The 20,457-nt window shown below is 65.9% G+C and carries 25 protein-coding genes; 12 read left to right on the top strand and 13 right to left on the bottom strand.

The genetic code is table 11. The annotated features are described in order from the left end of the window. Positions 1 to 87 precede the first annotated feature (87 nt). From HWX53_RS19125 to HWX53_RS19115, 3 genes are all read left to right on the top strand, one after another. Positions 88 to 588, top strand: a complete 501-nt coding sequence (locus tag HWX53_RS19125; protein ID WP_175943711.1) for a CinA family protein — start codon at positions 88 to 90, stop codon at positions 586 to 588. 22 nt (positions 589 to 610) lie between these two features. Continuing rightward, on the top strand, positions 611 to 1,456 hold the full coding sequence (gene nadE / locus HWX53_RS19120) for an ammonia-dependent NAD(+) synthetase (RefSeq protein ID WP_175943709.1): 846 nt from the start codon (positions 611 to 613) through the stop codon (positions 1,454 to 1,456). Between the two features lie 84 nt (positions 1,457 to 1,540). Then, positions 1,541 to 2,038, top strand: a complete 498-nt coding sequence (locus tag HWX53_RS19115) for a ferritin-like domain-containing protein (protein WP_175943707.1) — start codon at positions 1,541 to 1,543, stop codon at positions 2,036 to 2,038. Positions 2,039 to 2,159: 121 nt separating this feature from the next. On the opposite strand, the gene HWX53_RS19110 is transcribed toward HWX53_RS19115, so the two are convergent. Both HWX53_RS19110 and HWX53_RS19105 read right to left on the bottom strand, forming a co-directional pair. After that, positions 2,160 to 2,744: a hemerythrin domain-containing protein gene (locus tag HWX53_RS19110; RefSeq protein WP_175944036.1), complete on the bottom strand. Its 585-nt coding sequence runs from the start codon at positions 2,742 to 2,744 to the stop codon at positions 2,160 to 2,162. 69 nt (positions 2,745 to 2,813) lie between these two features. Further along, on the bottom strand, positions 2,814 to 3,410 hold the full coding sequence (locus HWX53_RS19105) for a hypothetical protein (RefSeq protein WP_241270029.1): 597 nt from the start codon (positions 3,408 to 3,410) through the stop codon (positions 2,814 to 2,816). A gap of 191 nt (positions 3,411 to 3,601) precedes the next feature. Here HWX53_RS19105 and HWX53_RS19100 point away from each other — a divergent pair, with 191 nt between their 5' ends. Continuing rightward, positions 3,602 to 4,948 carry an MmgE/PrpD family protein gene (locus HWX53_RS19100; RefSeq protein WP_175943705.1) on the top strand — a complete coding sequence of 449 codons (1,347 nt, stop codon included), beginning with the start codon at positions 3,602 to 3,604 and terminating at the stop codon, positions 4,946 to 4,948. 70 nt (positions 4,949 to 5,018) lie between these two features. Then, positions 5,019 to 6,248 carry a phosphatidylserine decarboxylase family protein gene (locus HWX53_RS19095; RefSeq protein WP_175943703.1) on the top strand — a complete coding sequence of 410 codons (1,230 nt, stop codon included), beginning with the start codon at positions 5,019 to 5,021 and terminating at the stop codon, positions 6,246 to 6,248. Between the two features lie 51 nt (positions 6,249 to 6,299). Here HWX53_RS19095 and HWX53_RS19090 read toward each other — a convergent pair whose 3' ends face one another. The 3 genes from HWX53_RS19090 to HWX53_RS19080 all read right to left on the bottom strand — a co-directional run bounded on the left by HWX53_RS19090 (position 6,300) and on the right by HWX53_RS19080 (position 8,332). After that, positions 6,300 to 6,554: a DUF378 domain-containing protein gene (locus tag HWX53_RS19090; RefSeq protein WP_175943701.1), complete on the bottom strand. Its 255-nt coding sequence runs from the start codon at positions 6,552 to 6,554 to the stop codon at positions 6,300 to 6,302. 114 nt (positions 6,555 to 6,668) lie between these two features. Continuing rightward, on the bottom strand, positions 6,669 to 7,544 hold the full coding sequence (locus HWX53_RS19085; RefSeq protein WP_175943699.1) for a manganese catalase family protein: 876 nt from the start codon (positions 7,542 to 7,544) through the stop codon (positions 6,669 to 6,671). Positions 7,545 to 7,825: 281 nt separating this feature from the next. Then, positions 7,826 to 8,332, bottom strand: a complete 507-nt coding sequence (locus tag HWX53_RS19080; RefSeq protein WP_175943696.1) for a ferritin-like domain-containing protein — start codon at positions 8,330 to 8,332, stop codon at positions 7,826 to 7,828. On the opposite strand from HWX53_RS19080, the gene HWX53_RS28060 reads away from it, so the two are divergent. Both HWX53_RS28060 and HWX53_RS19070 read left to right on the top strand, forming a co-directional pair. Beyond that, positions 8,312 to 8,638 (top strand): hypothetical protein, encoded by a 327-nt coding sequence (locus HWX53_RS28060; RefSeq protein WP_347879165.1) that lies wholly within the window; start codon positions 8,312 to 8,314, stop codon positions 8,636 to 8,638. The two genes, HWX53_RS19080 and HWX53_RS28060, sit on opposite strands and share 21 nt — an antisense overlap. Before the next feature lie 26 nt (positions 8,639 to 8,664). After that, the gene (locus tag HWX53_RS19070) at positions 8,665 to 9,129 is read left to right on the top strand and encodes a hypothetical protein (protein ID WP_175943694.1); all 465 of its coding nucleotides are present in this window, start codon (positions 8,665 to 8,667) and stop codon (positions 9,127 to 9,129) included. Here the strand turns inward: HWX53_RS19070 and glpD are convergent. Then, positions 9,069 to 10,616 (bottom strand): glycerol-3-phosphate dehydrogenase, encoded by a 1,548-nt coding sequence (gene glpD, locus HWX53_RS19065; RefSeq protein WP_175943692.1) that lies wholly within the window; start codon positions 10,614 to 10,616, stop codon positions 9,069 to 9,071. The two genes, HWX53_RS19070 and glpD, sit on opposite strands and share 61 nt — an antisense overlap. 179 nt (positions 10,617 to 10,795) lie before the next feature. Between glpD and HWX53_RS19060 the strand changes: the two genes are divergently transcribed. Then, positions 10,796 to 11,209 carry an NUDIX domain-containing protein gene (locus tag HWX53_RS19060; protein WP_175943690.1) on the top strand — a complete coding sequence of 138 codons (414 nt, stop codon included), beginning with the start codon at positions 10,796 to 10,798 and terminating at the stop codon, positions 11,207 to 11,209. Positions 11,210 to 11,233: 24 nt separating this feature from the next. Here HWX53_RS19060 and HWX53_RS19055 read toward each other — a convergent pair whose 3' ends face one another. From HWX53_RS19055 to HWX53_RS19040, 4 genes are read right to left on the bottom strand one after another with little or no spacing between them, the layout of a single operon-like run. Continuing rightward, the gene (locus HWX53_RS19055) at positions 11,234 to 12,031 is read right to left on the bottom strand and encodes an ABC transporter substrate-binding protein (protein ID WP_175943688.1); all 798 of its coding nucleotides are present in this window, start codon (positions 12,029 to 12,031) and stop codon (positions 11,234 to 11,236) included. A gap of 27 nt (positions 12,032 to 12,058) precedes the next feature. Continuing rightward, positions 12,059 to 13,507: an NAD(P)/FAD-dependent oxidoreductase gene (locus HWX53_RS19050; RefSeq protein ID WP_175943686.1), complete on the bottom strand. Its 1,449-nt coding sequence runs from the start codon at positions 13,505 to 13,507 to the stop codon at positions 12,059 to 12,061. Then, complete coding sequence (locus tag HWX53_RS19045) at positions 13,504 to 13,797, bottom strand: (2Fe-2S)-binding protein (protein WP_175943684.1); 294 nt, start codon at positions 13,795 to 13,797, stop codon at positions 13,504 to 13,506. The genes HWX53_RS19050 and HWX53_RS19045 overlap by 4 nt, the downstream gene beginning before the upstream one ends. Then, positions 13,790 to 14,938, bottom strand: coding sequence for an FAD-dependent oxidoreductase (locus HWX53_RS19040; protein ID WP_175943682.1), 1,149 nt, complete (start codon positions 14,936 to 14,938; stop codon positions 13,790 to 13,792). Before HWX53_RS19040 ends, HWX53_RS19045 begins: the two co-directional genes overlap by 8 nt. Before the next feature lie 100 nt (positions 14,939 to 15,038). Here HWX53_RS19040 and HWX53_RS19035 point away from each other — a divergent pair, with 100 nt between their 5' ends. The 4 genes from HWX53_RS19035 to HWX53_RS19020 all read left to right on the top strand — a co-directional run bounded on the left by HWX53_RS19035 (position 15,039) and on the right by HWX53_RS19020 (position 19,244). Next, complete coding sequence (locus HWX53_RS19035; RefSeq protein WP_175943680.1) at positions 15,039 to 15,944, top strand: LysR substrate-binding domain-containing protein; 906 nt, start codon at positions 15,039 to 15,041, stop codon at positions 15,942 to 15,944. 74 nt (positions 15,945 to 16,018) lie between these two features. Continuing rightward, entirely contained in the window at positions 16,019 to 17,044 is a 1,026-nt protein-coding gene (locus HWX53_RS19030; protein WP_175943677.1) for an SDR family oxidoreductase, read from the top strand. Positions 17,045 to 17,061: 17 nt separating this feature from the next. Beyond that, complete coding sequence (locus HWX53_RS19025) at positions 17,062 to 18,201, top strand: L-dopachrome tautomerase-related protein (RefSeq protein ID WP_175943675.1); 1,140 nt, start codon at positions 17,062 to 17,064, stop codon at positions 18,199 to 18,201. Between the two features lie 335 nt (positions 18,202 to 18,536). Beyond that, the gene (locus tag HWX53_RS19020; RefSeq protein WP_175943673.1) at positions 18,537 to 19,244 is read left to right on the top strand and encodes an MgtC/SapB family protein; all 708 of its coding nucleotides are present in this window, start codon (positions 18,537 to 18,539) and stop codon (positions 19,242 to 19,244) included. Positions 19,245 to 19,269: 25 nt separating this feature from the next. On the opposite strand, the gene HWX53_RS19015 is transcribed toward HWX53_RS19020, so the two are convergent. The 3 genes from HWX53_RS19015 to HWX53_RS19005 form a co-directional block, all read right to left on the bottom strand. Next, entirely contained in the window at positions 19,270 to 19,569 is a 300-nt protein-coding gene (locus HWX53_RS19015; protein WP_241270027.1) for a DUF6723 family protein, read from the bottom strand. A gap of 101 nt (positions 19,570 to 19,670) precedes the next feature. Next, entirely contained in the window at positions 19,671 to 20,132 is a 462-nt protein-coding gene (locus tag HWX53_RS19010) for a DUF3597 domain-containing protein (protein WP_175943671.1), read from the bottom strand. 71 nt (positions 20,133 to 20,203) lie between these two features. Beyond that, entirely contained in the window at positions 20,204 to 20,425 is a 222-nt protein-coding gene (locus HWX53_RS19005) for a DUF2795 domain-containing protein (protein WP_175943669.1), read from the bottom strand. Between the last annotated feature and the right edge of the window lie 32 nt (positions 20,426 to 20,457).

Raw genomic sequence — 20,457 nt, 5'->3', positions numbered from 1 at the left:
CATGGACGGACCGCTGCTCTTTGGTGCAGCGATTGCTTTGGACTTGCCTGCAAGGTCATTGGCAGCGAGAACAAGGAGACAGTAAACATGGACGTACCACGACAAGTCGTTTCTTTTCTCAGCTCGCGTGGCCTGGTGCTTGCGACAGCCGAATCGTGCACGGCGGGTTACATCGCGTCGCTCATCTCGTCCGTGCCGGGCAGCGGCAGTTGCCTCGACGTGGGCTTCGTCACCTATTCGCCTTCGGGCAAGGCCGGCTTTCTCGGCGTGCGCGAGGACACGATGAAGCAATACGGCCTCACGAGCGAGGAGGTGGCGCGCGAAATGTCGGAAGGCGCGCTGAAGCAGGAAGGCTGCTCCGCGACCGTCTCGGTGTCGAACACGGGCGTGGCCGATGCCCCGCCCGGCGACGGCCCCGAGGCGGGCACGCAATGCTTTGCATGGTCGTACAAGCTGCGCGACGGCCAGATCGTCACGTTCAGCGAGACGAAGGTCTTCGATGGCGAACGCAACGAAGTCCGGCGCGCGGCGGCGCTCTATGCCATCTCGCGCCTCGAGCATTACTTCGACCGTCTGCCGAGACATTGATCAAAACCGTTGGGGGACGAACATGGATCAGAGCCAAAGCGAATGGAGGCAGTGGCAACAGCAGATCGCTCAGGAACTGGGTGTCAGTCAGGACTTCGACGCGGATACCGAGCGCGAGCGGCGCGTCGCCTTCTTGTCCGACTATCTGACGTCGCAGGGACTGCGAACCTACGTGCTCGGGATCAGCGGCGGCGTGGATTCGTCCACGGCCGGGCGTCTTGCGCAGCTTGCCGTCGAGCGGCTGCGCGCGCGCCGCTACGAGGCGCATTTCGTCGCGGTGCGGCTGCCGTACGGTTCGCAGCGTGACGAAGACGACGCGCAGGCCGCGCTCGAATTCGTGCGCCCGGACGAGACTCTTACGGTCAACGTGAAGGGACCGTCGGACGAAATGATCGCGGCGCTCAAGCAAGGCGGCGCGCAATACACCGACGATTTCCAGGAAGACTTCGTTCTCGGCAACATCAAGGCGCGCGAGCGGATGATCGCGCAGTACGCGATTGCCGGCGCGCGGCGCGGCGTCGTGATCGGCACGGACCACGCGGCGGAATCGCTGATGGGCTTCTTCACCAAGTACGGCGACGGCGGCGCGGACATCCTGCCGCTCTCCGGACTCACGAAACGCCGCGTGCGCGCGCTCGCGCGTTCGATGGGCGCGGACGATCGTCTGGTGATGAAGGTGCCAACGGCGGACCTCGAAACGCTCACGCCGCAAAAGCCGGATGAAGACAGCTACGGCATCAGCTACGAGAACATCGACGACTTTCTCGAAGGCAAGGACGTAAGCGAAGACGTGCTTACGACCATACGCCGCTTTTACATGGCGACGCGCCACAAGCGCGCGCTGCCGCTCGAAGTGCCGCGCGTCTAAGACTGGAATGGCGATTGCGCGATAGACATGCGCGGCTGGCCCACCGGCCGGTGCGAACCCACTCACCCTGAAACGGAGGCATCGATGGCATCGAAGACTATGCAGGACTTGTTCATTCACGCACTGTCCGACGTTTATAGCGCAGAGAAACAACTGACGAAGGCGCTGCCGAAGCTGGCACGCGCGAGCACCAACGAGCAATTGAAGCAGGCATTCCAGCAGCATCTGGAAGAAACCAACGGTCAGATCGAACGGATCGACAAGGTGGTCGAACTGTGCGGCGTCAAGCTCAAGCGCATCAAGTGCGTGGCGATGGAAGGGCTCGTCGAGGAAGGGCAGGAGCAGATCGAAGACTTCGAGCAAGGCCCGATTCGCGATGCCGCTCTGATCGCAGCAGCGCAGAAGGTGGAACACTACGAGATCGCGACGTACGGCACGCTCGCGACGCTGGCGAAGCAGCTCGGCCAGGAAGAAGCGATGAACCTGCTGCTCGAGACGTTGCAGGAAGAAAAGTCCACCGACGAAAAGCTGACGCAACTCGCGAAGACGCAGATGGCCGAGGAAGTGAAGGCGGCTGGCTGACGAGACCCCACACTCGTCGTCGCCACCTGAGCAGGAACGAGCGCGCCGCATCCCCCGGCGCGCTTTTTTTATCGGTTGAGCGCCGCGCGCCGACCGACGCGCGGCTTGGGCTCCTGCCGCTTTACGCGTACTCCCTCGCCCGCCGCGAGGGCGAGGGCCGCAGCACTTGCGCGACGGCAAGCGCGCCGAGCGATATCAGCGCGAGCGAAGCCAGCGGGAACGTGCCGACCGTGTTCACCGCAATCGAAGCAGGACGCTTCTGCCCGACCAGCTGCATCCTGCGCTTTGTCATCTGCTGCCCGAGTTCCGACAATCGCGAAGCCAGCGCGCGCTCGGCCGTCGGCAACAACACGGTCTCTTCGTCCGCCACATGGTGAATGACCTCGCGCATCAACTGCATGAAGCGGGCATCGTAGGAGGCGTCGTCCGGACCCATCGCGCGCAGCTTGGCAATGTCCTCGCGCATCTTGTCGTGCTCGGGCTTGCTCTTCTCCAGCGTGTCGTCGCCCGGAATCGCTTCGGCGAGCGCGGGATAGAAGATCTCTTCTTCGAGTTGCGCATGAATTTCGAGCGCTGTGCAGGCCAGCTCGACGATGGCGCGTTTGCGCCACCACGCACTATCGGCATGGTAACGATGGAACGCCGCCATGACGTGCGTGTGATCCATGCGGATCATCGTCGTGATGGAGGGCGAGCAGGATGACATGTCCACGATGACTCCTTCGCGTATTCGCGCGTGTTTCGATGGTGGGGAAAGTTGTCTTGCCGGCGGGCGTCAGGCGCCTTTCGCCTTTTTGTACTGCGCATGCGTGTACGGCAGCATCTCGTCGGGCGCGCGCATGTCGCGCGGCGTTTCGAAGTCGCGCAGCGCCGTGCCTCGCATGGCTTCGGGCGAGCGCGGAAAGCCGCTGCGGTTGCGATACATCGAGGCGAACCGCTGCCCTCGAAGCTGAGCTTCACGACGCTCGTCTTCGGCGTGCGAGGAGAGGGCGGTGGCCGAATGAATGTCGAGCGCCGTGACGCCCGCCACGTTCAGCAGCGCGGTCAGCGCGCGCGGGCTCGTTCTGTCCGATGCGGTGACGAGCGTCGCGAGGTCGAGCGCGTCGCCGCCGACGCGCGCCCACAGATACGGCGTGGGATCGCGCGAAACGAGAATGCCGATGCCGCATGCGATTTCGCGCAGGCCATAGAGCCGCATCAGCGTCGAGCCCGTTCGCACGCCGGCCGCGCGCGCGACCGAATTCGGCGCGAGCAGTTGAGCAGCGCCGAGCGCCAGGCTGTACCAGCCGAGACCGCGCGCGATAGCGGCGGGTTTGCTTCGTCGCGAGACGTCGTTGGCGGGAGACTTCGGAAAGGGGAAGGGGTCACTCATGATTTACCTCTTCTTGAGAAGCGAAGGAAGGTACGACGCCCGGGCGCGGGCGCGCCTGAGCGTGAACATTCAAGCAAACCGCATTCCGCCGTACCCAGTGGTACGTGCAATGCTCGAACGCAGCCATTGCCAAGAGGATGAGGGGAACCGTCATGGTGGCGACGGCGCACGACACAGAAGAGCAACCGTCGATGACAGAACAGCTTGCCGCGTTCATCGGCCGCGTGCATATCGGCGATCTCGGCGACGCGGCGCTCGACAGGCTCAAGCGCAGTATCGTCGATGCGCTCGGCTGCGCGATCGGCGCGATCGGCCATCCGCCGATGCTGAAGGTGCGCCGCCTCGCGACCGAGTTCGGCGGGCCGCCGCTCGTCACGTTCATCGGCGGCGGAAGCGGCGCGCCGGACCGCGCCGCGCTGTATAACGGCTGCCTCGTCCGCTATCTCGACTTCATGGACAACACGGCGATTCGCGGCGAGGTGTGCCATCCCGCGGACAACATCGGCGCGCTCGTCGCAGCCGGGGAATATGCGGACGCGACGGGCGCCGCGTTTCTCACGGCGCTCGCCATCGCGTATCAGGTGCAGACGCGTCTGCTCGACATACCGACGATGCGTGCGGGCATCAATTACACGACGCCGCTGGCTTTTTCGGTCGCGGCAGGTGCATCGAGCCTCTTCGCGCTCGACGAATGGCGCTGCGCGCAGGCGCTCGCGCTCGCGGGCGTCGGCGCGGTGTCGCTCGCGGCGATTCAGGCCGAGCCGGTGTCCGAGTGGAAGGGGCTCGCTTCGGGCGAAGCGGCGAGCCGCGCGCTTCTCAACACCCTTCTCGCGCGCAATGGCGTTACCGGACCGATGGGTGTCTTCGAAGGACCGATGGGACTCTCTCATCTCGCGGGCGCGAAGCCGTCGCTCGACTGGAGCCGCGAACGGCTCGACGTGCCGCATCGCGTGTCCATCAAGAAGCACGACGCCGAATTTCAGTCGCAAAGCGCCGTGGATCTCGCCATCCGCTTGCGCAACCACCATGACATCGACGCGCGGAAAATCGCGGAGGTGAACGTGCAGGTGTCGGACGGCGCGTATCAGGTGCTGGGCGGTGGCGCGTACGGCCCGAAGGATCAGTGCTGGACCAAGGAGCAGGCCGATCACAACCTGAAGTATCTGATTGCCGTTGCTTTGCTCGATGGCGAAGTATGGCCCGAGCAGTTCGCCGATGAGCGCATACGGCGCAACGACGTGCAAAGCCTTCTGCGACGCGTGAATGTCGCGCCGAACGCGGACTATACGAACCGCATCCCGGATGAAATGCCGGTCTCGATGCAGATCGTGATGACGAACGACGCGATCATCGGCGGCGAGCAGGCGGACTACGAAGGCTTTCATACGCGTCCGATGGACTGGAGCGCGGTCGATGCCAAGTTCGAACGCCTGACGGCGGGCCGACTGGACGCCGGCCGATCCTCCGCGATCCGCCAAGCCGTCCGCCAACTCGAAACCATCCGCTTGCGCGAGCTGACCGGTTTGCTTGCGTGGTAAGCCTCGAAAGATTGCGGCATGCGAGGTGCTGCGTCGCGAAGACTCACAGCAAACCACGGAGGCAAGACACATGAGCCGAGAGAAGCGACGACTGGGCGGCTGGCTGCCCGACGGTGAGGAAGCGATCGCGAGCTTTCGCAGGAACTTCGCCGCCTATGCACGCGAGCGCGCCGGCAAGGCCGAGATGCATAGCGTGGTGAAAGAATTCGCCGCCTTCATACGGGAGGACCCGGTCGTGCGGATGGAGTTCACGAGCGCCATCGAGCAGGCCAAAAACGAAGGCTTCGAACTCGCCTACGCGAATATCGACGAATTCGTGGTTCTGCTCGATGCCATGCTCACCTACGCGCCGCCGTTCAGCGAAAAGAGCCTGATCCACTGCCCGGTGAACGCGTTGCTCGACTGGCCGATGGTGATGCCTTCCGGCTATTCGCTCTTTCGCGATCCCGCGTTCAACAAGCATCTGAAGCGCATTCTGAACGTGTGGTCCGGCTTTCTCAGCGGGCCTTATTCGCGCACGCATCTGAACACGTCATCGCCGAATGGCTGGTTCAGTCCCGAGGCGGACAAGGAAATCGGTCTGTCGGAGTTTCTGTGCGATCCGGACAAGCCGTATTGGGGCTTCTCGTCGTGGAACCACTTCTTCACGCGTGAGTTCAAGCCGGGCGCGCGGCCCGTCGCCGAGCCGGACAACGACAAGGTCATCGTGAGCGCGTGCGAGGCATCGCCTTATGCGATCAAGCACGACGTCAAGCTCCAGGACTCGTTCTGGATCAAGTCGCAGCCTTACTCGCTACAGGAAATCTTCACCGCGAAGGAGATGGAACTGGCGAAGCGCTTCGTCGGCGGCACCATCTATCAGGCGTATTTGAGCGCGTTTTACTATCACCGCTGGCACGCGCCGGTGAGCGGCACCATCACGAAGTCGTATCTGGTGGACGGCACCTACTATTCCGACGCCGAATCCGAAGGAGAAGAGCCGAGCAGCCTGAACGACTCACAAGGCTATATCAGCGCGGTGGCGGCGCGGGCGGTAATCGTGATCGAGAGCGACGACCCCGCTATCGGCGAGGTGGCCTGCGTGTTCATCGGCATGGCGGAAGTGTCCTCGTGCATGATCGAGGCGCTGCCCGGCCATCGCGTGAAGAAAGGCGAGGAACTAGGCTACTTTCAGTACGGCGGCTCCACGTACTGCCTGATTTTCAGACCCGGCGTGATTCAGAGCTTCGTGCCGCAGCCGCCCTTCGAGAAGAATGCGGCGCCCGTCAAGGTCAACGCGCATCTCTGCACCGCGCGATGACGAAATGACGCGAAAGGTGCGCCGCGCGCTGACTCACGCGCGGCGCGCCGTTCAGTGATGTGCAAGGCCATGCTCGCGCGCCGGCATGAAAGCCCGGATCAGCGAATACAGTCCTGCCAGTCCCACGAGTACATAGACGATGCGCGCGCCTGGCGATCCCGCGCCGAAGATGGCCGCGACCAGATCGAAATTCATCAGCCCGACGAGGCCCCAGTTCAGCGCGCCGATGATGACGAGCGCGCCCGCAAGCCAGTCCACCGGGCTGCGATGAACGGCGACCGTTCCTTTTGAGGTGACAGTTGGCATAACTAAACTCCACGTTGACAAAAGTGCTACGTTGAATGCGCCGTCCGCGAACGGCGTTGAGTTCTCGCCAGCGCCGCCGCTTCTCTGGCGGCGCCCGGCGTCTTGCAAGAATCGTTACTTCGTTACAGCTTGTCCTGCGCCGAGGTCCGCGCCGGTCGTCGGATCGGCGGTCGGGTCGGACGCGGTGCGCGCAGCCATTGCCTGCAGCGCCTCAACGTCCTGCTCCGACACCTGCACGGTCGCCGTGCCGTCGCCGCCATCCACTGCGGGCTGCGGATCTTCGACGAACTTCCAGTCGCCGCCTTCGTTCCACGGGCCGCGTGCGTCATCGCCCTTCGACATGTTGAAGTACACGCTCGTGAACTCCGGCACGCCCGGCAGCTTGCCTTGCGGGAAGTTCGGCTGAATCGAGTGCAGCGCCTTCTCGAACGACTTCTGATGCGCAATTTCACGCGTCATCAGAAAGCCGAGCGCGTCCTTGATGCCGGGATCGTCGGTCACGTTGATCAGGCGCTCGTAGACGATCTTCGCGCGCGCTTCGGCTGCGATGTTCGAGCGCAAGTCAGCCGTCGGCTCGCCGATGGTGTCGATATACGCCGCCGTCCACGGCACGCCGGCCGAGTTCGTGAGCGGCGTGCCCGCGCCGTACAGAATCGCGGTCGTGTGCGAATCGTTGCCATTGCCCGTCATCGAGCGATACAGCTCGGCTTCCTGCTCCACCGCTTCGGCGAGCGCACCCTTCGCGCCCTTGTTCAGCATCGCGACGATGCTGCCGATCACTTCGAGGTGGCTCATCTCTTCGGTCGCGATATCGAACAGCATGTCCTTGCGGCCCGGATCGTCTTCGGTCACTGCTTGCGTGAAATAGCGCATGGCGGCGGCAAGCTCGCCTTGCGGGCCGCCGAACTGCTCGAGGAGCAGATTGGCTAAGCCGGGATTCGGGGCTGCCACGCGGACGGTATATTGCAGGCGTTTGTTATGTACGAACATATCAACGGCTCCTGGTTATGGACGAGCAGCGCTTGCGGCGCAAGCGGCACCCGAACGAGGTTTCAAGAGGCTTCTAACTCGCAGCGACAGTGAGGGCGTCGTGACGTCACTTGCAGTCGTGCTGCTGCGAGCCTCAGCGCAGAAGAATCGCGCTGGCGTGATGCGGCGCTGAATGCCGCGGTATCGGAAAGCCTGCCCGTCGTGTGCTCGGACATACGAACGGGCGGGCGTTTTCTTCTCAGCAACGGACGTGCCACTTGAGCCGTCGCGATACGCGTCACTTATTTCTTTGCTTCCTGTCCTGCGGCGGAACGCTCCAGATACTGCGTCGAGATGGACGGAATATGTTCGAGCAGCCACTGCGCCATGGCCTGCTCCTGCGGAAGAATGCGCTCGCAGGCGGCCTTGGTCTGCGCGTCGCCGCAACGCTCGGCAGCCGCGATCAGCGACGTGTACGACGCGATCTCCAGGTTCTCGAACACATAGCTCATGATCGCGCCCTTCACGACTTCGTCGGTTTGCGTCATGCCGCCAGCGGCCTGCCCGAACGCCATCATCTTCGCGGTCAGGTCCTTCATGATGGAAGTCGAGCCGCCGAGGCGCTCGATACATTCCTGCACGATCTTCTGCTGCCCGAGCGTCTCTTCCAGATGCTGGTCGATACGAGCCTTCAGTTGCGGATAGTTTTCGAGGCGGCCGGATTGCGCGCGCAGCATCTGTTCGGCTTGCTGCTCCATGGCGTGTGCGTCGCGTAGCCAGTCCAACAAATGTTCAGCGGGTTCGGTCATCACGTGCTCCTTGTCGAGAGAAACGCGCTTCACCGCGCGTATCCGTTGACGCGCAATCGCTGTGCCGCGAGGCTCCATCCGCTCGGAATAACGCTTGCTGCGCACATAGAAACAATGGAGTCCGAAGCGGAGGCGCGTATGTCAGCTCATTCAGGCGAGAAGGCCGAGAAAACCGGCGATTTCCGCTGCGCCAAGTGCCATCACTCGACGCATGTCACGAAGGGCCACACCATTCCGAAGTGCCCGAAATGCGGCAACGATACCTACTCGACGCGCGTTCGCGAGCCGGGTAACAAGAGCAGCTAGACACGCCTAAAGCGGAGGCGAAGCGCATGAATTCCACATCCGATAGCGCACTGATGCGCGCGTTCGCGTCGGGCGGCGTGGCGGGACTGGCGTCGGCTGCGATCGCGGCGGCGCTGGCGGCGAAGTCAGGGCACCGTCCCTATGCGGTGATGAACGCGGTCACGCATTGTCTATGGCCCGATTCCGCGCCGCGCGAAGAGCGTCTGAGCGCGAAATACACGGCAACGGGCGCGGGCATTCACCTAGGCAGCGCGGTCTTCTGGGGCGTGCTGTTCGAAACGCTGTGCGGCCGCCGTCCGTCGCCGGCCAAGATAGCGGCATCGGCGGTGACGACGAGCGCCGTCGCGTATGTCGTCGACTACCATGTCGTGCCCAAGCGCCTGACGCCGGGCTACGAAGCGCATTTGTCGAATCAGGGGCTCGCGCTCACTTACGTCGCGCTCGGCGCGGGCTTCGCGCTCGCCGGACTGTTGCGCCGCGCATCGCGCTGAGCTCGATCGCCCGCGGCGAGCCACGCGTTCAGCCGCTCGACGTCGGCCGGGCTCGCGCGCATGCCGAGCTTCGTGCGGCGCCAGAGAATGTCGTCGGCCGTTTGCGCCCACTCGTGAGCGACGAGATACGCGGCTTCCGCTTCATAGAGTTCCGGCGCGAGCATCGTTCCCATGGCGGACATCGTGTCGATGCCATCGAGCATGGCGTCGGCGCGCGTGCCGTATGCGCGCGCATAGCGTTCGGCCAGTTCCGCCGACAGAAAGCGATGCCGCTCGCGAAACGCTCGCAGGAAACGCGAGAAGTCCGCATCCGGCATGTCGCCGCCCGGAAGCGGCGCGGCGTGCGTCCACGCAGGCGCTGTCAGCGAGAGCGGGGCGGCGAGCTGCTCGGCCGCTTCTTCTGCAAGCCGGCGGTAGGTCGTGATCTTGCCGCCCAATACGGTGACGAGCGGCGCGCCGCGCGCATCGAGTTCCAGCCGATAGTCGCGCGTGGCGGAAGCCGCATCGTCGGCGCCGTCCGCGAGCAGCGGCCGCACCCCTGCATACGACCAGACGACGTCCGCGGGCGTCACCGGCTCGCGGAAATAGCGGTTCACGGCGGCGCACAGATACTCGATCTCGTCATCCGCAATGCGCACGTCCGCGAGCGGGCCTTGATAGTCGACGTCCGTCGTGCCGATCAGCGTGTAGTCGCGTTGCCATGGAATCGCGAACACGATGCGCCGGTCGTCGTTCTGGAGAATGTACGCGTGATCGTGATCGAACAGCTTGCGCGTGACGATGTGACTGCCCTTCACGAGCCGCATCGGGCGCGCGGTGGAATCCCCGGCGGCGAGCGCGCCGACCCACGGACCCGCCGCGTTGACGATGGCGCGCGCCGCCACTTCGCGCCGTTGACCGGACGCATCGCTCAGTTCGACGCGCCATTCGCGCTCGCCCCGCGTTGCGCCGACGAAGCGCGTCCTGGTCGCGATCTGCGCGCCCCGTTCTTGCGCATCCAGCGCGTTGAGGACGACGAGCCGCGCGTCGTCGACGGCGGCATCGGAATAGATGAAGCCGTGCGTGATTGAATCGACGAGCGGCGCGCCCGCGAAGTGCGTGCGCAAGTCGACGCCGCGCGAGCCTTCGAGCACGGCGCGGCGGCTCAGGTGGTCATACAGAAAGAGGCCCGCGCGGATCATCCATGCGGGGCGCAGCGCGGGAACGTGCGGCATCACGAAGCGCAGCGGCGCGATGAGATGCGGCGCGATGGAGAGCAGTACCTCGCGTTCCTTAAGCGCCTTCCGGACGAGCCCGAACTCGTGGTATTCCAGATAGCGCAGGCCGCCGTGAATGAGCTTGGTGCTTGCGGACGACGTGTGTTGCGCGAGGTCGTCCTGTTCGACGAGCATCACGCGTGCGCCGCGCCCGGCCAGATCCCGCGCGATGCCCGCGCCGTTGATGCCGCCGCCCACTACGAGAACGTCCCACTGCGAAGGCTCGACCATGCTGTCTCCGTATGATGCAGCTAGTTTAGTCCGAGCCGGCGCGCGGCCGATGGCTTGCGGCCCGCTCAGTCAGAGGCGGCGCGTCGCGGCATGGTTATGGCTAACGGATTCTGCAACGAAATCCGCGCGGGTGCCAATGCGCTGCCGCGCGTTGCTGGAGAGCCGGAACGTCGACGACGATGAAAGAGAGAGCGACCATCATCTGCACGCGCGACACGAAGATTCTGCTCGTCGCGCGCAAGCGTTCCCGCTGGGCGTTGCCGGGCGGCACGATCTGGCGCAAGGAGTCGCCGGAAGAGGCGGCGCGGCGCGAGCTGGAGGAAGAGACGGGACTGGTTGTCGACGAACTCAAGTACCTGTTTCTGTTCGGCGGCGTGAACAAGCACCATCACGTATTCGGCGCGGTTATCGGCGATCTGGCGATTCCGGTGCCGCGCAACGAGATCACGCGCTGCGAATGGTTCAGCGCGAGGCAGGTCGCGACGCTTGCGACCAGCATTCCGACGCGCGAGATCGTCGCGCTGACGATGCAGCGCGCAGGCGGCCCGCGGCGGGCGCAGGTCGGGTTCGGGGAGAGCGGCGCGCGCGCCTGAACGCGCCACGCGCGCCGCGCCGGTTCATTTGCCGTACATGTCGAAGTCGAAGTACTTCGCCTCGATCTTGCGATACGAGCCGTCACGCAGCATGCCGGCGATCGCGCCGTTGAGCGCGTCGCGCAGGTCGGCGTCGGACTTTCGCACGCCGGCGGCGTCGCCGTCGCCCATGATCTTCGGGTCATACACCACGTCGCCCGCGAACGCGAAGCCCTTGCCGCTCGGCGTCGCGAGAAATCCCAACTGACCCTGCACGGCGTCCATCAACACGGCATCGACCCGGCCCGCGACCAGGTCGGCGTACGCCTGATCGTAGCTCGGATACGGCACCACTTCGACGCCGGCGGACGCCCATTTCTCGCGCGCATAGGTTTCCTGCACGGTGCCTTGCTCGACCGCGACGCGCTTGCCCGCGAGCTTCGCGGCTTCGGGAAGCAGGTGCGCATCGGAGCGGGCGATGAGGCGCGTCTGATTGCGATACAGCCGGTCGGTGAAGTCGATCTGCTCGCGGCGCTTGGCAGTCGCCGCCATCGACGAGAGAATCACGTCGAACTTGCGCGCCTGCAGGCCGGGAATCAGGCCGTCGAAGCTGCTTTGCACCCACACGCATTTCGCCTTCAGGCGCTCGCAGAGCGCGTTGCCGAGGTCGATGTCGAAGCCCTGCACCGCGCCGTCCTTCGCGACCGATTCGAACGGCGGATACGTCGGATCGACGCCCATGCGAATGGTGCTCCATTCCTTCGCGGACGCGGAAAGCGAGGCGGCCGCCGTCATCATGGCGAGCGCGGCGGCGGCGAGAATCTTCCTCGAGTGTGGGGTCATCGTGTTGGCTCCGTGTGGTGTGGTTGACTAGCTGGGAAAGTCGCCGCGCGCGAAGTCGTCGTCGAGCGTGATGGAATCGGCCAGTTGTTCGACCGTGACCGGCTTGATCGGCGCGCGGATGCGGTAATAGCCGACATCGCCGACGCCGCGCTGCTGCACCTCTGCGATCAGTTCGCTCACGGTGGTTCCGCACCAGCGGCCCTGGCACGGCCCCATGCCGCAGCGCGAGAACGCTTTCATCTGATTCGGCCCCTGGCAGCCGAGCGCGGCGATGCGGCGGATCTCGCCCGCGCTCACTTCTTCGCAGCGGCAGACGATCACGTCGTCGTCAGCGGGGCGGCGCAGCGCGGCGGGCGGCGTGTAGAGCGCGTCGAGCAGCGGGCGCACCGCGAGATGGCGGCGCAGCGCGCGTTGCGCCGGGCGGCTGCGCGCGGCCTGCGTGGCGTCGTCGATGGCATCGAGCCGGCGCGCGATGTCGAGCGCCGCGAGCGTGCCCGCGTGCGCGGCCGCCTTCGCGCCGCCGATGCCCGCGCCGTCGCCGGCGATCCACACGCGGTCGATGCTGCTGCGGCCACTTGCATCGGTGCGCGGCCGCCAGCAAGCGCTCGCCGCGTCCCACTCGTGCTCGCAGCCGAGCGAGCGCGCGAGTTGCGTCGACGGGATCACGCCCTGATGCAGCAGCACGAGCGATGTATCGATGGCATGTCGCGCGCCGCGTGCGTCGCGAAACCGCACGCGTTGCGCTTCGGTTTCGCCTTCGATGGACACTTCGCTCACGCCGCGATGCACGTCGATTCCCGCTTTCGCGACCGTGCGCATCATGCGCACGCCTTTGGCGAGATAGTCGGCGGCACGCAGCGCGGGCAGGGCGTGCGGCAGCGCGCGCCTGAACGCGCCCGCGGGCGTCGTATCGAGAATGGCGCGAACGCTGCGTCCCGCCGCGATCAGTTGCGAAGCGAAGAGCCACAGCAGCGGTCCGCTGCCCGCGAGCACCGCGTCTTGCGAAGGCGCGAGTCCCGCCGATTTCAGAAGCGTCTGCGCCGCGCCGACGCCCATCACGCCCGGCAGCGTCCAGCCGCGCACCGGCCACGGGCGCTCCTGCGCGCCGGTCGCGATCAACACGGCTCGGGCCTTCAGTTCCAATGTGCCGCCCGCTTCCGCGCCGCTCGCGCTGCGCGTGAGCATCGCGACGATGCCCTCTTCGAACGCGATCTGCCAGACGACGCACCGCGCGAGATGCCGCGCGCCGCTTGCCACGAACCGTTCGACGAGCACGCGTCCGGCGGCGTAGTCGTCGCCGAGCACGCGCGCGTCGGCGAGCGGCGATTCGGCGACATTGCGATAAATCTGTCCGCTGGGCGCTTCGCCTTCATCGGCGACGACGACGGACAGGCCCGCCGCGCGGGCTTCGATGGCGGCGGCCATGCCGGCAGGCCCCGCGCCGACGATCAGCAGATCGCAGGACGTCTGGGTCATGCGAGCCTCGCGCGGCCGGCCATCGAGCGCACGCGCATGCCTTCGCGCACGCGCGTCATGCACGCCTGCTGGTTCGGCACGTCGTCGATTTCCACGAGGCAGTCGAAGCACACGCCCATCATGCAGAACGGGCCGCGCGCCGCGCCGGTGACGGGTGTCGCGCGGCAAGTGGCCTGCCCGCTCTCCAGCAGCGCGGCGGCGACGGAGTAGTGGCTCGGAACGTGCCGCGCGGCGCCGTCGATATGAATGCGGACAGTCGCGGCAGGGCGAGCGGTGAGAGGTTCAAACATGGTGTGCATCGGTCGAATTCGAGAAGCGCGTGGCGACGAACGGCTGCAAGACGGGCGGCTTTGCGCCGCCCGCGATCCACGGCGCGATGACGTCGGCGTGCGCGGCGGCGAGCGTGACGCCGCTGTGGCAGATGGCGAGAAACGCGCCGGGATGCGCGCGCGATTCCTCGTAGACCGGCAGGCCGTCGGGCGTCATGATCCGCAGCGCGCCCCACGCCCGCACGATGCGCGCGTGCGCGAGCACCGGAAACGCCGTGCGGGCGCGGCGAGCGATGTCGGCCATGACGGCGCGCGTCTGGCCGTCGTCGAAGCCGGCGTGCTCGGCCGAGTCGCCGAGCAGCACGGAGCCTTCGGGCGTCTGCCGCACGACGAGCGTCGGATAATCGAGAAACGGCGCGAGGCGCTCCGTCACCATGATCTGTCCGCGCAACGGCGTGATCGGCGCGTGCATGCCGACCATCGGCGCGAGGCGCAGATTGTCGAGGCCCGCGGCGAGCACGACGCGCCCCGCGTCCAGCACGCCCGACGCCGCGAAGACCTCGAACCCGCTCGCGCGCGGACGAATCTCGCGCACTTCGTTGCTCGGCAGGTAGACGCCGCCGTGGCGCTGAAACGCCTGCTGCATCGCGCGCAGCGTGTAAAGCGGACTCGCGTGGCCGTCGTTCGGCGAATAGAGGCCGCCCGCCAGCGCGCTCGATGCCGCGGGAATGCGCTGCTTGAGCGCGTGACAGTCGAGCACGTGATAGTCGAGCGAGGCGTCCTGCGCGCGCAGCGATTCGAGCAGGCGCTGGCCGGCTTCGAGTTCTTCCACCGTCTCGCATAGCTCGATGCCGCCGGGCCGCTCGAAACCCGTCTCGACGCCCGTTTCGCGGCGCAACTGCGCGGCGAACGCGCCCCAGCGTTCGGACGATTCGCGCGACCACTGCGCGTACGGCAGGCATCGACCGCCCTTGCCTTGCACCCAGACGAGGCCGAAGTTGCCGCGCGCCGCGCGATACGCGGCATCCGCGCCATCGCAGACGGCGACGCGCTGGCCGCCACGCGCGAGCCCGTAGGCGATCGCCATGCCGACGAGTCCGCCGCCGATCACGACGACATCGAAGGCGAGTCGTCCGGTGTTATGGCGTGTTGATTCCTGCATTCGCTGCTCGTTCCCGCATGTTTTATGTGTCGACGCAAGGGTGCTTCGTGCAAAAAGCGGCGTCAAATGACGAATGTTTCGTCATCTATAATCCAATGTTATGACCGCCTCCGACCTCCGACTGCGCCAGATCGAAGCCTTTCGCGCCGTGATGCTGCGCCACACGGTGACGCGCGCCGCCGCGTCGCTGCATATCTCGCAGCCCGCCGTGAGCCGCCTGATCGCCGATCTCGAAAGCCGCGTCGGGTTCGTGCTGTTCGAGCGTCAGCAGGGCAGACTCGTGCCGACTGCCGAGGCGCGCGTGCTCTTCGAGGAAGTCGAGCGCGCGTTCGTCGGACTGGACCGCATCACGCAGGCGGCGCAGCAGATTCGCGCGATGCGGCGCGGGTCGCTGCGCGTGGCCGGGTCGCCGGCGGTCGCGCTCGATTTGCTGCCCGCCGTGATCGCGCGCTTCGTCGAGACGCATCCCGGCATCGACGTGACGCTGCTTGCGCACAGCGCGACCACGGTGGTCGACAAAGTGGCGTCCGGACAGTGCGATGTCGGGCTTATCGCGGAGCCGATTCCGCATCACGCGGTGCGCAGCGAGCGTCTTGCCGATGCCGTCATGCGCTGCATCGTGCCGCGCGGACATCGGCTGGCGCGCAAGCCTGCGTTACGCCCCGCCGATCTGCGCGGCGAGCGCTTCATTTCGTTTCCGCTGAGCTTCGATGCGCGAAGCGCGATCGACCGCGTCTTCGTCGATCATGACGTGAGCCGCGATCTCGTCGTCGAGGCGCAGCTTTCGCAAGCCATCGTCGCGCTGGTGGCCAACGGCGCAGGCGTCGCGCTGATCGACCCGGTGACCGCCGCGTATGCGCGTCAGCGCGTGGCCGTGAAGCCGTTCGAGCCCGCCGTGCCGGATCATTTCTACATTGTCACGCCCGCTTCGCAGCCGCTCTCCGTTGCATGCGATGCATTTGTCGGCGACATGCGCGAAGCCTTTTCAACGCTGGTCGCTGGCTGACGCGCCAACCGTCAGACGTGCCAAGGAACGCGGGATGCTGCATGCAACCGGATATTCAACCTTCCGGACCTGCCATGCGAACCAAGCTCAAGCCTCTCGATCAACAGACGATTGTCCTCACCGGCGCGACGAGCGGGATCGGTCTCGCCACCGCCCGGCGCGCGGCCAAGGCCGGCGCGCGTCTCATGCTCGTCGCGCGCGACGAAACCGCGCTTGCCGTGCTCGCCGACGAACTTACGAGCGAGGGCGCGCCCGCCGTCGCGTACACGGCCGCCGATGTCGCCGACGAAAGCCAGCTTCAGGCCGCCGCCGATGCCGCCATCGACCGCTTCGGCGGCTTCGACACGTGGATCAACAACGCGGGCGTCTCGGTCTACGGCCGCATCGCCGATGTCTCGCTCGAAGACCAGCGCAAGCTCTTCGAGACGAACTACTGGGGCGTCGTGAACGGCTCGCGCGTGGCGGTGAAACACTTGCGCGAACGCGGCGGCGCGCTCATCAATCTGGGCAGCGAACTATCGGATGTCGCGGTCCCGCTGCAAGGCCCGTATGTCGCATCGAAGCACGCGGTGAAGGGCTTCACGAACTCGCTGCGCCTCGAACTGAAGAACGAGAAGGTGCCGGTCTCGGTGACGCTCATCAAGCCCGCGGGCATCGACACGCTCTTCGTCGAACACGCGAAGAATTATCTCGACGAAGAGCCGAAGCTGCCGCCGCCGGTGTATGCGCCCGACGTTGTCGCGAAGGCGATTCTTCACGCGGCCGTGCGTCCGGAGCGCGATATCTATGTCGGCGGCGCGTCGCGGGCGATGGCGAGCTTCGGCCAGAGCGCGCCGCGTCTCTATGACGCGATCGCGAGCCTGTTGGGCGTGAAGGCGCAATCGAAGGGCGAACCGAAGCAAAGCGGCGATGCGCTTTACGAAGGCGGCGGCGATCTGCGCGAGCGCTCGGGCAAGAACGGCCGCGTGCGCGAATTCAGCCTCTACACCGGCGCGCGCCTGCAACCGGCGGGCGCGCGCGCGGCATTGACCGGCGCGGCTGCGGTGCTGCTCGTGATGATGGCGCGGCGCTATGTGCGCCAGACGCGCGACGCTTATTGACTAACCAGGAGTCGACCATGTACCGACTGAGCCGCTGTGTCGCCGCCGCAAGCCTCGCATTCGCATTCGTCGCGCAATCCGCGCTCGCAGAGGACCCATCGGGCGATGTCGCCGCGAGCGAGCGCCACGGCGGCGCGCGGCTGCAACTCGTCGCGCGTTTTGAACATCAGGTCACAGGCGTGACCGTCTCGCCGACGGGCCGCACCTTCGTCAATTTCCCGCGCTGGACGGAAGACGCGCCGATCTCGGTGGCGGAGCTGGGCGCGAGCGGCGACCTGCGGCCGTTCCCGGATGCCGAGTGGAACGCGTGGCGCAACGCGCGCCGCGACGAGATTTCGCCCGAGGATCATTGGGTGTGCGTGCAGTCGGTCGTGGCGGACAAGCAGGGCAATCTCTGGGTGCTGGACCCCGGCGCGCCGGCGCAGTCGCTCGTCGTGCCGGGCGCGCCGAAGCTCGCGCAGATCGATCTCGCGACGAACCAGATCGCGCATGTGTTTCATTTCGATGAGAGCATCGCGCCGCAGGGCAGCTATTTGAACGACGTGCGCCTGAGCCCGGACGGCCGCTTCGTCTACATCACCGATTCCGGGGCGCGTGGCGCGATCGTCGTGATCGACCGGACGACGGGCGTCGCGCGGCGCCTGCTCGACGGCGATCCGAGCACGCAGGCGGACAAGACCGTGACCGTGACCGTCGATGGCAAGCCGCTGCGGCAGACCGATGGCCGCGGCGTGAACTTCTCCGCCGACGGCATCGCGCTCACGCCCGACGGCCGCTACCTGTACTGGCAGGCGGTGAAGGGCAAGACGCTGTATCGCATTGCCACCGACGCGCTGCAGAATCCGCAACTGAGCGCGCAGCAGGTGTCGTCGCGCGTGGAGATGGTGGGCATCGACGGTCCGGCGGACGGGCTGCTCTTCGACCGGCGCGGCCGGCTGTATGTGTCGGGCGTCGAGGATCACGCGGTGCGCGTGCGCGAGGGCGACCGGCTCTGGACGCTGCTGCGCGATCCGCAACTGCGCTGGCCCGACACGTTCACGCAAGGCCCGGACGGCACCGTGTACGTGACCGACTCGCGCATACCGGACATGAGCTGGTTCAAGCCCGATAACCCGATCGCGCTGCCGACTTCGCTGTATGCGATTCGGCGGAGGTGAGTCGGTGCGTTTATAGATCGGCGGAGGGCGGCGGGTTGCATGGATCGCCGCATTCGTCGCACTCTGTTTGCTTCCGCGCGTCCTGTCCGCTCGCACGCGAGTGTCCTCGGCCACGGCCGCCCCGCATTGCCGCCGTCTTGCTCGTCGCGTCGCTTCAAAAGCTCGCGTACTAAATCACGACAGCAAGGCCAGCCGCCCACAAGTCAAAGCACGACCGCCGAACGCCTGAAACACACCCCTGGTTCGACATTTGCTTGACATCCTCCGCATAGGGCCGCAAAGACCGTGTCAATCAGCAAGCCCGGCCCAAACCACAACAAAAACGGAGAACGACCATGGGGCTGATGCCGCTCACCCTCGAATGGCGCGACGTCTTCACACGCCTGCTGCTGGCCGCGGTGGCGGGCATCCTGATCGGCTTCGACCGGGGCGAATCCGGCAAGGTCGCGGGCCTGCGCACGACGCTGCTCGTCTGCCTCGCCGCGTGCCTCTCCATGCTCGAAGTCAACGCGCTGCTGTCCCAGTCCGGCAAGACGCCGGAGTCCTTCGTTCAGATGGACGTGATGCGCCTGCCGCTCGGCATTCTGTCGGGCGTCGGATTCATCGGCGCGGGCGCGATCATGCGCAAGGACGGCCTCGTCAAAGGCGTGACGACGGCCGCGACGCTGTGGTTCGTGACGGTGGTCGGCCTGTGCTTCGGCGGCGGACAACTCGGGCTCGGCGTCGCAGGCGTCGTGCTCGGCATCGTCGTGCTGTGGTTCATGAAGGCAATCGAAGTGCGGATTCCGCGCGAAAATCAGGCACAACTGAAGATCACCTACGAGCCCGGACGTTTCTCGAAGGAAGCGCTCGTCGAATCGATGCGCGCGCGCGGCTGCCGTCTCGCCGCCGTAGCGGGCGCGTCGGGACAGCCGGGGGATCGCGTCGAAGAGCGTTACGAGGTCCGCTGGTACGGCGCGCCGAATGCGCGCGAATTGCCGCCGTTCGCCGAATGGGCGATGAAGGCGGGCGCGGCGCAGACCGAATGGTCCCTCACGCGATGATGCACCACGCGCCGCGCGGCGTCGTTCAGAGTTCGGGCGTCTTAAGATCCGCGTCGACGATCTGCTTGCCGCGCGTCTGCGCCGCGTTCTTCGCGGCATCCTTCGAATCGAACGGACCGAGTTCCTCGGCGCCGTCGAAGGGATAGAGCAGGCGCGCATCCGTCAGCCGCACCACCTTCAGCGTGCCGACGAAGCCGCCGCTCACGTGCGGCCGATACGACGCGTACACCGCGTAGTCGTCTTCGTTGAGGCCGGGCTTGGCCGCATGGTCCTTCTTCCACGGGAACAAGACGAGCTTCGCGCGTCGCGAGACCGGTTCTTTCATGGCCGGGATCATTGAGAAAGGAGTCGACGCAGCGATTAAGCATTCGCTGTGCCGAACTCCGATTACCACGCGGCGCAGTGCGGAGCCGGCCGCGCGGGGTGTCAGCTCTTCAGGTCGTCCGGAACCTTGCCACCGTTCTCGGCGAGCTTCTTCATCACTTCCTTATGCAGCCAGATGTTCATGGATGCAGAGTCGTCCGTGTTGCCCGTGTAGTGCAGCTCGGTTGCGAGTTCCTTGCGCGCCTGAAGACTGCTGTCGAGGTCGAGCAGCTTCATCAGGTCGACGATCGACGTGCGCCAGTTCAGATTCGCGCCGTGCTGCTGCTGCTTCTGCGAGAGGATGGCTTCGACATCGACTTCAGGCATCGGCGTGACGGGCGGGCGCGCGGGCTCCGCGCCCGACGTGGCCGGCGCCGCCGACGTCGCGGTCGGGCTCGCCTGCGCCGCTGCCGTCGCGCCGCCCGCGGCATTGTTCGCGGCCGGCGGCGTCGTGCCGCCCGATGCGGTGGCGGCCGGGTGATCGTGCGGGAAAATCTTGTTCAGAATGGTCGAAAAAATGCTCATCAGGTTCTCCTATCGAAAGAATGAAAATGCGCGGCGGCCGCGCTGCCGCGGCCGCCGCGACGGAAAGAATTTCAACTCTCCTGGCCCACCGCCTTCGATACGGCTGCGGGACTTTCGTATTCCTGATCGGGCAACGCGTCGAGCGCGTTCGTGACCTCCTCGCTCGCGCCGTTGCTGCGAGCGGTGTCGAGGAGCGTCTGCTTGTCGGCGGGATAGTCGATGCCTTTCAGCGCCTTCTGCATGTCGATGAACATGCTGTTCGATCCGCCGGACTGGTTGTTCGCCATTCTCATCTCTCCTGTGAAGTGTGTTGGCAGCCGCGACT

This window comes from Caballeronia sp. BCC1704 (genome assembly GCF_902833455.1).
Lineage (GTDB): Bacteria > Pseudomonadota > Gammaproteobacteria > Burkholderiales > Burkholderiaceae > Caballeronia.
This window is presented reverse-complemented; position numbering and strand designations above follow the sequence as displayed.